Here is an 11152-nt window from a genome sequence, read left to right as displayed (position 1 = left end):
GCCGCCCGCGCATCGTCACAGCTGGGGTTATGTACACCACCCACCCACGACGCCTCGAACTCGCGGCACGGGCTGGAACGGTTGGCGTAGATGCTGCACGCCACCTCGGTACCAATCTCGCCCTGCAGGCTCACGCAGCGGCAAGGCTTGGCGTCGGTGCCGATCATGGCAACGCGGGTGGGGTTGATCTGTACCACCAGGTCATCCGGCACTACGCCGCCGGCAGACTGGCATTCGCCCCAGAAGAAGGACACACGGAAGTACCCGCAGCAGGCGCCGCAGTCAAGGCAAGGGTTGTATTCGGACATGAGGGCACGGAAGGAAGGTTGTTGTTATCGGGGCTGGGCCCGCGCGCCATTTGTAATCGAAGCCAGGTCGGCTGAGAAGAGGGGTAACGCAAAAATAGTTTGCCGTTGATCCGACGGGCCCAAGCCCGCCGTAGCGGGCCCGGGCGACGCGTTACTTCTGGATCAACCCGTCGGCACGGAACATCTGGCGGATACCGCGAATCGCCTGGCGAATGCGGTCCTGATTCTCGATCAGGGCGAAGCGCACATGGTCGTCGCCGTAATCACCAAAACCGATGCCTGGCGACACGCAGACCTTGGCCTCGGCCAGCAGCTTCTTGGAAAACTCCAGCGAACCCAGGTGCGCATACTGCTCCGGGATTTTCGCCCACACGTACATCGACGCCTTGGGGTTCTCGACCATCCAACCCAGCTCGTGCAGGCCCTTGACCAGCAGGTTGCGGCGCTGGCGGTACTGCTCGGCGATGTCACGCACGCACTGCTGGTCGCCTTCCAGCGCGGCAATGGCCGCCACCTGCAGCGGGGTGAAGGTGCCGTAGTCGTGGTAGCTCTTGATCCGCGCCAGGGCGCTGACCAACTCGGGGTTACCGACCATGAAGCCGATCCGCCAGCCGGCCATGTTGTAGCTCTTGGACAGGGTAAAGAACTCCACCGCAATGTCCTTGGCGCCCGGTACCTGCATGATCGACGGGGCCTTCCAGCCGTCATAGACGATGTCGGCGTAGGCCAGGTCGTGCACCACCAGCACGTCGTACTGCTTGGCCAGGGCCACCACGCGCTCGAAGAAATCCAGCTCCACGCACTGGGCGGTGGGGTTGGACGGGAAGCCGAGGATCATCATCTTCGGCTTGGGGATCGACTCGCGGATCGCCCGTTCCAGCTCGTTGAAGAAATCCACCCCCGGCACCAGTGGCACCGAGCGCACCTGGGCACCGGCGATCACGGCGCCGTAGATGTGGATCGGGTAACTCGGGTTGGGCACCAGCACGGTGTCGCCGTGGTCGAGGGTGCCGAGCATCAGGTGCGCCAGGCCTTCTTTCGAGCCGATGGTGACGATGGCTTCGCTTTCCGGGTCGATGTCGACCTCGTAGCGTTCCTTGTACCAGTTGGAGATGGCCCGGCGCAGGCGTGGAATGCCGCGTGAGGTGGAATAACCATGGGTGTCATCACGCTGGGCGACCTGCACCAGCTTCTCGACGATGTGCGGCGGGGTCGCGCCATCGGGGTTGCCCATGCTCAGGTCGATGATGTCCTCGCCACGGCGGCGGGCAGCCATCTTGAGTTCGGCAGTGATGTTGAAGACGTAAGGGGGGAGACGATCGATGCGCGCGAAGCGGCGCGGCGAACCTGGATTGGCCATGGTTTCCTCTGCAGACGTAAGCGCCCGGAACCGTCCGAGCGACGCTGGCCGCTGCGGCGGCCTGAACCAGAAGATAGTGCCGAAACAGGATGCCTGTAAAGGATAATTTCCTGTTTTATTAGAACTTTTCAGATGTATTTTTTGAAAATCAAAGATTTATGTTTCCACGCCAGAACAGGAAAAACAGGCATGAAAAAACCCGGCACAGTGGCCGGGTTTTCAGTGAAGCACTTGCCTCGATCAGCGCGCGTAGGTCATCAGCACGTCCGCAGCGGTCTGGCTGTCCACACCCATCATCACGCTCAGGGCAGTGACGGTGAGGATGGAGAAGCCGAACACCTTGCGCGCCCACTTGCTGTCGTCCTCGGCCTTGTAACCACCCCAGGCCATGTACAGCCAGTACAGGCCCATGGCAGCTGCCACGGCCAGGTAGCCGAGGCCGGCGTAACCGCCGAGGGTGAGCATCAAGGTGGCGAGCAGGAATGCCAGCACGTACAGCACGATCTGCTTCTTCGCTGCGAGAACACCACGTGCCACCGGCAGGACCGGAATGTTTGCAGCGCTGTAATCCTTGAAGCGGAAGATCGCGATGGCAAAGCTGTGCGGCATCTGCCACAGGCTGAACATCACCAGCAGGGTCACAGCAGCCAGGTCGAAGCTGTTGCTCACGGCGCAGTAGCCGATCACCGGAGGCATGGCACCAGACAGGCTGCCGACCAAGGTGCCGTGCACCGATTTGCGCTTCAGCCAGAGGCTGTAGAAACCGACGTAGACGATGAAACCGATCAGCGCGCAGAACGCCGACAACGGGTTGGCCTGCACATACAGCAGGCTGAAGCCCGCCACCCCGAGGAGGGTGGCGTAGACCAGCGCGAGGGTCAGCGACATGCCGCCCTGCACCATGACGCGGTTCTTGGTGCGTTCCATCTTGTGGTCGATGTCACGGTCGATGCAGTTGTTGAACACGCATCCGGACGCCACCACCAGCGAAGTACCGATCACCACCGCCAGGAACAGGGCGAAGTCCACATGGCCCTTCGAGGCAAGGAAGAAACCGCCTGCCACGGAAAGCACGTTACCGAAAATGATCCCCGGTTTGGTGATTTGGATAAAGTGCTTAACGGACATGCAGTCTTACCTCACTTGGCCATCATTTCGAAGTGGATGCTGAACATGATCCACAGCGACAGGCCGACCAGCAGAGCGATTACCAGCGCGGTGAACAGGAACGTCGACACATTGGAACGCTGCTCTTTCGAGCGGTCCATGTGCAGGAAGTACACGAGGTGTACCACTACCTGAATCACGGCCATGGCCACGATGATCAGAACGGTCAGGTTCTTCGGCAGGCTTGGCGACATGGCCAGGCCAAACGGGATCGCGGTCAGGATGATCGACAGGATGAAGCCGATCATGTACGACTTGACGCTGCCGTGGTTACCTTCGTGATGAGTGTCGTGTGCGTTAGCCATTACAGAACCCCCAGCAGGTAGACGACGGTGAATACGCAGATCCAGACCACGTCCAGGAAGTGCCAGAACAGGCTCAGGCAGCTCATGCGGGTCTTGGCGGTCGGCGTGATGCCGTGCTTGTTGATCTGGTACATCATGATTGCCATCCAGATCAGGCCGGCGGTCACGTGCAGACCGTGGGTACCTACCAGGGCGAAGAAGCCCGACAGGAAGCCACTGCGGGTTGGGCCGAAGCCCTCGCCGATCAGGTGATGGAATTCATAGATTTCCATCGCGATGAAGCCTGCACCGAACAGGAAGGTCACAGCCAACCAGCCCAGTACGCCCGCTTTCTTGCCGTCGAACATCTTCAGCATGGCGAAGCCGAAGGTGATCGAGGACAGCAGCAGGAACAGCGTTTCAACAGCTACGAAGTCGAGCTGGAAGATGTCGTGACCCGACGGGCCGCCGGCAAAACTGCCGGACAGCACCGCGTAGGTGGCGAAGAGCGACGCAAACAGGATGCAGTCGGTCATCAGGTACAGCCAGAAACCGAGGACGGTCATCTGGCCCGAGTCGTGGTGGTGGTCATCGTGAGCATGGTCATGACCATGCGCGCCACCGTGGATTACTTGACTGGACATTGATTACACCCGTTCAAACGATTCGACACGTGCGCCGGCAGGCAGAGCACCTGCTTTGGCCAGCGCTTTGAGACGCTCGCCTTCGATGCGCGCCACTTCTTCGGCCGGAACCATGTAGCCCTGGTCGTCACGCGCAGCGTGGCGAACGAAGACTGCGATGGTTGCCAGCAGGCTCGCGCCAACCAGCCACCAGATGTGCCAGATGAAAGCGAAGCCGAAGACAGTCAGGAACATACCCATGAACAGACCGGTAGCGGTGTTGTTCGGCATGTGGATCGCTTCGTACTTGCCCGGCACCTTGTAGGCAACACCGGCTTCCTTGGCTTCGTTCCAGCAGTCCAGGCCAACTTTTTCTGGCATGTGGGCGAAGTTGTAGAACGGAGGTGGCGACGAGGTCGACCATTCCAGGGTACGGCCGCCCCATGGGTCGCCGGTCACGTCCAGGTTCTGCTCGCGATCGCGGATCGAAACGACGATCTGGATCAGCTGGCAGGCGATACCGAACAGGATCAGCACGGCGCCGACTACGGCTACGTACAGGTAGGGTTCCCACAGTGGGTTGTCGGAGTGGTTCAGACGACGGGTCATGCCCATGAAGCCCAGGGCGTACAGCGGCATGAACGCTACGTAGAAACCGGAGATCCAGAACCAGAAGGCAGCTTTGCCCCACTTCTCGTTCAGCTTGAAGCCGAACGCTTTTGGCCACCAGTAGGCGAAGCCGGCGATGTAGCCGAATACCGCACCACCGATGATCACGTTGTGGAAGTGAGCGATTACGAACAGGCTGTTGTGCAGCACGAAGTCAGCACCTGGAACAGCCAGCAGAACGCCAGTCATGCCACCGATCGAGAAGGTGATCATGAAGCCCAGGGTCCACAGCATCGGTGCGGTGAAGCGCACACGGCCCTGGTACATGGTGAACAGCCAGTTGAACAGCTTCACACCGGTCGGAATGGAGATCAGCATCGTCGCCAGGCCGAAGAAGGTGTTGACGCTGGCGCCGGCACCCATGGTGAAGAAGTGGTGCAGCCATACAGCGAAGCCCAGAACGGCGATGGCGCCCGATGCGTAGATCATCGAGTGGTGGCCGAACAGACGCTTGCCGGAGAAGGTCGAAGTCACTTCCGAGAACACGCCGAAGGCCGGCAGGATCAGGATGTAAACCTCAGGGTGACCCCACGCCCAGAACAGGTTGACGTACATCATCGGGTTCCCACCAAGCTCGTTGGTGAAAATGTGGAAGTCCAGATAACGGTCAACAGTCAGCAGAGCGAGTGCAGCGGTCAGGATCGGGAACGAAGCCACGATCAGCACGTTGGCCCAGGTGCAGGTCCAGGTGAAGATCGGCATGTCCATCAGCTTCATGCCAGGTGCGCGCATCTTCATCACGGTGACGAGGAAGTTCACGCCGGTCAGTGTCGTACCCAAGCCTGAGAGCTGTAGCGCCCAGATGTAGTAGTCAACACCCACCCCAGGGCTGTACTGAATGCCCGCGAGCGGCGGATAGGCAACCCAGCCGGTCTTGGCGAATTCACCAACGCCCAGCGAGATGTTGACCAGCAGCACGCCTGCCAGCAGCAGGTAGAAGCTCAGCGAGTTCAGGAACGGGAAGGCAACGTCACGTGCACCGATCTGCAGAGGAACCGCGAGGTTCATCAGGCCGGTGAAGAACGGCATCGCCATGAAGATGATCATGATCACACCGTGAGCGGTGAAGATCTGGTCATAGTGTTCAGGCGGCAGGTAGCCTTCGGAGCCACCGGTAGCGGCAGCCAGCTGGGTACGCATCATGATGGCGTCGGCAAAGCCGCGCAGCAGCATGACCATCGCGACGACGATGTACATCACCCCGATTTTCTTGTGGTCGACGGTGGTCAACCACTCGGTCCACAAGTAGGTCCACTTGCGGAAATAGGTGATAGCACCAACGACAGCAATACCCCCGAGCGCGATCATGGCAAGCGTCACCATGACTATCGGCTCGTGGAAGGGTATCGCCTCCAGGGTTAATTTACCGAACATCTCTTACTCCTCTGCACCGGCAGCTGGTTGCATACTCGATTCCACACCCTTGGTTGTGGCCAGATCTTTGCTGCCTGCTTCTTCGTGGACCGGCTTGCCGCGGTTCATGCCTTCGTACTTGTCGACGATGGTCTGGAACAGCTCTGCTGGTGCCTCGCTGTACAGCGCGACTGGGTTGTATTCGCTAGGCTTGGCCAGAGCTTCGTACTCGGCTTTGCCCAGTTTCAGTGGCGACTGCTTGACCTCGGCGACCCACTTGTCGAAGTCTTCCTGAGAGGTTGCAGTGGCCTTGAATTTCATGCCGGTAAAGCCAGCGCCGCTGTAGTTGGCACTGATACCGTCGAATTCGCCGTTTTCGTTGGCGATCAGGTGCAGCTTGGTGGTCATGCCGGCCATGGCGTAGATCTGGCCACCCAGGCCCGGGATGAAGAACGAGTTCATCACGGCGTCGGAGGTGACGCGGAAGTTGACCGGGACGTTAGCCGGGAAGTTGATCTTGTTGACCGTGGCAATGCCCTGTTCCGGGTAGATGAACAGCCATTTCCAGTCCAGCGCGACCACGTCGATCTGAATCGGCTTCACGTCCGAATCCAGCGGACGGTATGGGTCCAGCTTGTGGGTCGACTTGTAGGTGACGTAACCCAGGGCGATGATGATGATGATCGGGATGATCCACACCGCGGCTTCGATCTTGGTCGAGTGCGACCAGTCGGGGGTGTAGGTGGCGGCCTTGTTGGAAGCACGGTACTTCCAGGCGAATGCCACGGTCATGATGATGACCGGAATCACCACCAGCAGCATCAGGCCGGTAGCGATCAGGATCAGGTTCTTTTGCTCAATGCCGACCTGACCTTTCGGGTCGAGCAGGGTCCAGTTGCACCCACTGAGTAAAAGCATGCCTAAAAAGGGCAATATGCCAAACAGTCTGGGGTAACGCTTTTTACTCATCTCACGACCTCTAGATCAGCTTGCTTCAATGCAATTTGTGTTTTGGTAGCCAACACTTCGTCCTGCCAAGTGCGGCATTTCGCGCCCGTACTCGCTCCTGCCCGGGCCCGACTGCAGGACCTTGGCGCAAAGCGTGTTAGCGGTGCTTATGGTTTCGTAGGCAACAGGCCTGTACTTCAGACCAAGTCCATTTGGTGCGGGAAAACGCGGAGGGGGGTCCGCCCGGTATCGCCGTTGGGCGAAACTTGACGAAGTCAGCAAAAAGGAGCGCTGGGGCTTCCTTCAATCCTGCGACTCGCAAGCAGTGCCGAACGGAAATTGGGGGCGATTGTAGATAGGTCGCCAACCCTTGACTATGACTTATTGAGCAACAGTCTTTTACAGAATCCGTAACAATACCGCTCTACAAATCAACTTCGCGACAGTTTGTCGCACCCCGCTTGCTAGCCCTCAAACCCGCATTACGCAAGGCTTCGAGGTTGATCTGGATCAAGCGGGAGAGGACTTTTTGCTCTTCTCATCCGGTGTAAAAGACCACACCGAAATCAGGACTTATGTCTAAGACTGGCGCCGGTTGCGGTAGATGCCGAACGGTACCAGGATGGCGGTCAGGACGAATGCCACCAGTGCCCACTGCGCCAGCGACAAACCGAGGATCGGCGGGTATGGCGTGCTGCAGAAGCCGTCGACCTGGAACGCCAGCGGCCAGAGCTTGGCCAGGGGCAGGTCATCGACGATCGGTTGCAGGGTATCGATGCCGCAACTGACCATGGGGTTGGCGAGTATATACACATGGTTGCCAGCCGCAATGATTCCGCCAATGGCACTGAGCACCACCAGGCCCTCGAACAGGGTCAGGCTGCGGCGCCCGGGCATGGCGGCGGCAATGAACGCGAAGAGGGCGATAAAGAGCAATGCATAGCGTTGCAGGATGCACAGCGGGCAAGGTGCCTCACCCAGTACCACCTGCATGTACAGCGCACCGCCAATCAGGGCGAGGCAGATCACCCCCAGCAGCACCAGAAAGCGCCGTTCGCGGTTCAGGCGCGATGTTTGTTCGTTCATTGCCGATTCCTTCGATGGATAGGTGGCAGCGTGGTCCGCCCGCCTGAGTGCAATTCTACACGCAGGCATGGCCCCTTAGCGTGTCGAGGAAGCGGCGAGACAGCACTGCGCAGGGCTATCCGGAGATGCTGTGACCGGCTGCAGCGACGTCGGTTCAACGTCGGCCGGTAAAAAAGCGGCTGCCCGGGTGCCGCGCAGGGGCATGCCCCTCGACACCCGGGAGTGAAGGATACAGTGATTAAAGGAGGATTAAAGGTGAAAGGTGCCCGAGGCACCTTTCATCTTTCCTTATATATAGGCAGGAAGTCTTGATCGGCCCTTTCGCGGGCAAGCCCGCGAAGAGGCCGGCACGCTCAATACATCACTTCAGGGCAGCCGCCGGCCCGAAGAACTCATAGCGGCTCTGCTGTTCCGGCACACCCAGGCCCTTGAGCTGGCGCTTGACCGCCGCCATGAAGCCTTTGGGCCCAAGGAAGTAGGCATCCACGTCACGCCCGTGCGGCAGCCACTCGGCCAGCAGGTCTTCGCTCAGCAAGCCCACGGCATCGGCGGCCGAGCCACCTTCCGCCTCGGCGTAGCAGTAGAAGCGCTTGAGCTGCGGATGACGCTCGGCCAGGCCGTCGACCCAGTCGCGGAAGGCATGTACGGCCCCGTTGCGCGCACAGTGGATGAAATGCACTTCACGCGGAGTCTGCAGTGCCGCCTCCAGCATGGCCAGGGTCGGGGTGATGCCCACGCCACCGCTGATCAGCACCAGCGGCTTGTCGCTGGCCGCCAGGGTAAAGTCACCGGCCGGCGGGAACAGCTGCAGCGTATCGCCCACCAGCAACTGGTCATGCAGGTAATTGGAGACCTTGCCGCCCTCCTCGCGCTTGACACTGATGCGGTATTCCTGGCCGTCGCACAGGGCCGACAGCGAGTAGTTGCGGCGCTGCTCGGCACCGTCGATGAACAGCTGCAGGCCGATATACTGGCCAGGCTCGGCCTTGAGTACCGGTTGGCCATCCACCGGGGCGAAATAGAACGAGGTGATTTCACTGCTTTCCTGCTCGCGACGAACCACGCGGAATTCGCGGGCACCGCGCCAGCCGCCAGCGGCTTCTTCCTTCTGTTTGTAGAGGCCTTCTTCGGCGCCGATCAGGATGTCGGCCAGCTGGCCATAGGCAGCGGCCCAGGCAGCGATCACCTCAGGGGTGGCGATTTCCTTGCCCAGCACTTCTTCGATGGCGCGCAGCAGGCAGCTGCCGACGATCGGGTAGTGCTCCGGCAGAATCTGCAGGGCAACGTGTTTGTTGATGATCTGGCCGACCAGGCCACCGAGCTGCTCCAGCTGGTCGATGTGACGGGCATACATCAGCACGCCATTGGCCAGCGCGCGCGGCTGGTCGCCACTGGCCTGGTGGGCCTGGTTGAACAGCGGGCGTACTTCTGGGTACTCGCTGAGCATCATCTTGTAGAAGTGGGTGGTCAGCGCTTCACCACCGGTTTCCAGCAGCGGGACAGTGGCTTTGATGATTGCACGTTGTTCGGCATTGAGCATTTGCGACAACTCCTGAGCCTGAGGCTTCAAATGGTTGCCCTTGTTATTACAGCAATCGTGCCAACTTTTTTCGCCAATGAAATCAGGGCATTGACGCCTATCATGTCAAAACGACCTACTACGGCGTATAGTCAAATCGACCAATAGGAGTCCATATGACTACAAAGCCGTTGCTCACCACCTTGCTCCCCCTGGTCAGTGACCTGTCCCGCGACTTGCCCGACCAGGAGCGCTACCGCCGCCTGCTGCAGGCCATGCGTGGGCTGCTGCCCTGCGATGCCGCCGCACTGCTGCGCCTGGAGGGTGAATGGCTGGTGCCGCTGGCCGTCGATGGGCTTTCGCCAGATACCCTGGGCCGTCGCTTCAAGGTCAGTGAACACCCGCGCTTCCAGATCCTGCTCAGCCGCCCGGAGCCGACTCGCTTTGCCAGCGACTCCGAGCTGCCCGACCCTTACGATGGCCTGGTCAACGCCCCTGACGCCGACCTTGAAGTGCACGACTGCATGGGCTGCCCGCTGATGGTCGACGAGCGCCCGTGGGGCCTGGTTACCCTCGACGCCCTCACCCCCGGCCAGTTCCAGAGCCTGGAGCTGGACGCCCTGCAAGCCTTCGCCAGCCTGGCCGCCGCCACCGTGACCGTGGCCGAACGCATCGAGCACCTGGCCCTGCGCGCCGAGGACGAGCACCACCGCGCCGAGCTCTACCGCCAGGCCAGCGGCCAGGACAAGGAGCTGATCGGCCAGAGCCCGGCGCACAAGCGCCTGCTGGAAGAAATCCGCCTGGTCGGTGGCAGCGAGCTGACCGTGCTGATTACCGGCGAAACCGGCGTGGGCAAGGAACTGGTGGCCATGGCCCTGCACCAGGCCAGCAACCGCGCCGACCAACCCTTGGTCAGCCTCAACTGCGCAGCCCTCCCCGATACCCTGGTGGAAAGCGAACTGTTCGGCCATGTGCGCGGCGCGTTCACCGGTGCCCACGGCGAGCGGCGTGGCAAGTTCGAACTGGCCAACGGTGGCACGCTGTTTCTTGATGAAGTCGGCGAATTGCCACTGACCGTGCAAGCCAAGCTGCTGCGCGTGCTGCAGAGCGGCCAACTGCAACGCCTGGGCTCGGACCGCGAACACCGCGTCGATGTGCGCCTGATCGCCGCCACCAACCGCGACCTGGCCGCCGAGGTGCGCACGGGCAACTACCGCGCCGACTTCTACCACCGCCTCAGCGTGTACCCGCTACAGGTGCCACCGTTACGCGAACGAGGGCGAGATGTGCTGCTTCTTGCCGGCTATTTCCTCGAACAGAACCGGTCACGCCTGGGCTTGAACAGCCTTCGGCTGAGCAGTGAGGCGCAAGCGGCACTGCTGGCGTATGACTGGCCGGGCAACGTGCGCGAGCTTGAACACTTGATCGGTCGCTCGGCCCTCAAGGCCATGGGGCAACACCCGCAACGCCCACGTATCCTCACCTTGGAAGCTAGCGACCTCGACCTGCGACCCACTCAGCCAACTGCGACTGCCCCCCTTTCCCCGGCCACGCCCGCGGCCCTTGCGATACCTGCCGGTGGTCTGCGCGAAGCTACCGATGACTACCAGCGACAGATGATCGATGCCTGCCTGCAACGTCATGAGGACAACTGGGCCGCGGCGGCCCGCGAGCTAGGGCTGGACCGTGCAAACCTGAGCCGCCTGGCTCGTCGCCTGGGGCTTCGCTGAACCAGCAACTCACTAAAGAACTATCCGTAAAGCCATCTGGTGGCAATCCGCTGGGCTGCTATATCTCCCTAATCTCCGGTTACGCGGCCACTACTCGGCCAAGCT

10 protein-coding genes are annotated in these 11152 nt (G+C 60.7%); 1 reads left to right on the top strand and 9 read right to left on the bottom strand.

All coding sequences use genetic code 11. The features are described from left to right. The 9 genes from F6X59_RS13240 to hmpA all read right to left on the bottom strand — a co-directional run. Nucleotides 1–308, bottom strand: a 308-nt coding sequence (locus F6X59_RS13240; protein WP_152956611.1) for a YkgJ family cysteine cluster protein, incomplete at its 3' end; no start/stop codon positions are given. 151 nt (nt 309–459) lie between these two features. After that, nucleotides 460–1668, bottom strand: coding sequence for an alanine transaminase (gene alaC / locus F6X59_RS13235; RefSeq protein ID WP_152956610.1), 1209 nt, complete (start codon nt 1666–1668; stop codon nt 460–462). A 240-nt stretch (nt 1669–1908) separates the two neighbouring features. Beyond that, a complete protein-coding gene (gene cyoE, locus F6X59_RS13230) occupies nt 1909–2796 on the bottom strand; it encodes a heme o synthase (protein ID WP_110638487.1) in 888 nt (295 codons plus the stop codon). A gap of 11 nt (nt 2797–2807) precedes the next feature. Continuing rightward, complete coding sequence (gene cyoD, locus F6X59_RS13225; RefSeq protein WP_027920307.1) at nt 2808–3140, bottom strand: cytochrome o ubiquinol oxidase subunit IV; 333 nt, start codon at nt 3138–3140, stop codon at nt 2808–2810. Continuing rightward, entirely contained in the window at nt 3140–3763 is a 624-nt protein-coding gene (gene cyoC, locus F6X59_RS13220) for a cytochrome o ubiquinol oxidase subunit III (RefSeq protein WP_027920308.1), read from the bottom strand. The genes cyoD and cyoC overlap by 1 nt, the downstream gene beginning before the upstream one ends. 3 nt (nt 3764–3766) lie before the next feature. Beyond that, nucleotides 3767–5785 carry a cytochrome o ubiquinol oxidase subunit I gene (cyoB, locus tag F6X59_RS13215; RefSeq protein WP_027920309.1) on the bottom strand — a complete coding sequence of 673 codons (2019 nt, stop codon included), beginning with the start codon at nt 5783–5785 and terminating at the stop codon, nt 3767–3769. Nucleotides 5786–5788: 3 nt separating this feature from the next. Continuing rightward, nucleotides 5789–6733: a ubiquinol oxidase subunit II gene (gene cyoA, locus F6X59_RS13210; protein ID WP_152956609.1), complete on the bottom strand. Its 945-nt coding sequence runs from the start codon at nt 6731–6733 to the stop codon at nt 5789–5791. Nucleotides 6734–7291: 558 nt separating this feature from the next. After that, entirely contained in the window at nt 7292–7798 is a 507-nt protein-coding gene (locus tag F6X59_RS13205; protein WP_060511471.1) for a disulfide bond formation protein B, read from the bottom strand. 361 nt (nt 7799–8159) lie between these two features. Beyond that, a complete protein-coding gene (gene hmpA, locus F6X59_RS13200) occupies nt 8160–9338 on the bottom strand; it encodes an NO-inducible flavohemoprotein (protein ID WP_152956608.1) in 1179 nt (392 codons plus the stop codon). Nucleotides 9339–9493: 155 nt separating this feature from the next. On the opposite strand from hmpA, the gene norR reads away from it, so the two are divergent. Then, nucleotides 9494–11047 carry a nitric oxide reductase transcriptional regulator NorR gene (norR, locus tag F6X59_RS13195; protein ID WP_152956607.1) on the top strand — a complete coding sequence of 518 codons (1554 nt, stop codon included), beginning with the start codon at nt 9494–9496 and terminating at the stop codon, nt 11045–11047. The last annotated feature ends 105 nt before the right edge of the window (nt 11048–11152 follow it).

Origin of the sequence: Pseudomonas sp. MN1F (assembly GCF_009391885.1) — a bacterium.
GTDB lineage: Bacteria > Pseudomonadota > Gammaproteobacteria > Pseudomonadales > Pseudomonadaceae > Aquipseudomonas.
Note: the sequence above shows the minus strand (reverse complement) of the source record. Positions and strands in the feature narration are given on the sequence as shown.

Excerpts from the sequence above, each read along its gene's own strand:
- cyoD (WP_027920307.1), bottom strand. The coding sequence starts at position 3,140 with ATGGCTAACGCACACGACACTCATCACGAAGGTAACCACGGCAGCGTC.
- cyoA (WP_152956609.1), bottom strand. The coding sequence starts at position 6,733 with ATGAGTAAAAAGCGTTACCCCAGACTGTTTGGCATATTGCCCTTTTTA.
- hmpA (WP_152956608.1), bottom strand. The coding sequence starts at position 9,338 with ATGCTCAATGCCGAACAACGTGCAATCATCAAAGCCACTGTCCCGCTG.
- norR (WP_152956607.1), top strand. The coding sequence starts at position 9,494 with ATGACTACAAAGCCGTTGCTCACCACCTTGCTCCCCCTGGTCAGTGAC.
- cyoC (WP_027920308.1), bottom strand. The coding sequence starts at position 3,763 with ATGTCCAGTCAAGTAATCCACGGTGGCGCGCATGGTCATGACCATGCT.
- cyoB (WP_027920309.1), bottom strand. The coding sequence starts at position 5,785 with ATGTTCGGTAAATTAACCCTGGAGGCGATACCCTTCCACGAGCCGATA.
- alaC (WP_152956610.1), bottom strand. The coding sequence starts at position 1,668 with ATGGCCAATCCAGGTTCGCCGCGCCGCTTCGCGCGCATCGATCGTCTC.
- F6X59_RS13205 (WP_060511471.1), bottom strand. The coding sequence starts at position 7,798 with ATGAACGAACAAACATCGCGCCTGAACCGCGAACGGCGCTTTCTGGTG.
- cyoE (WP_110638487.1), bottom strand. The coding sequence starts at position 2,796 with ATGTCCGTTAAGCACTTTATCCAAATCACCAAACCGGGGATCATTTTC.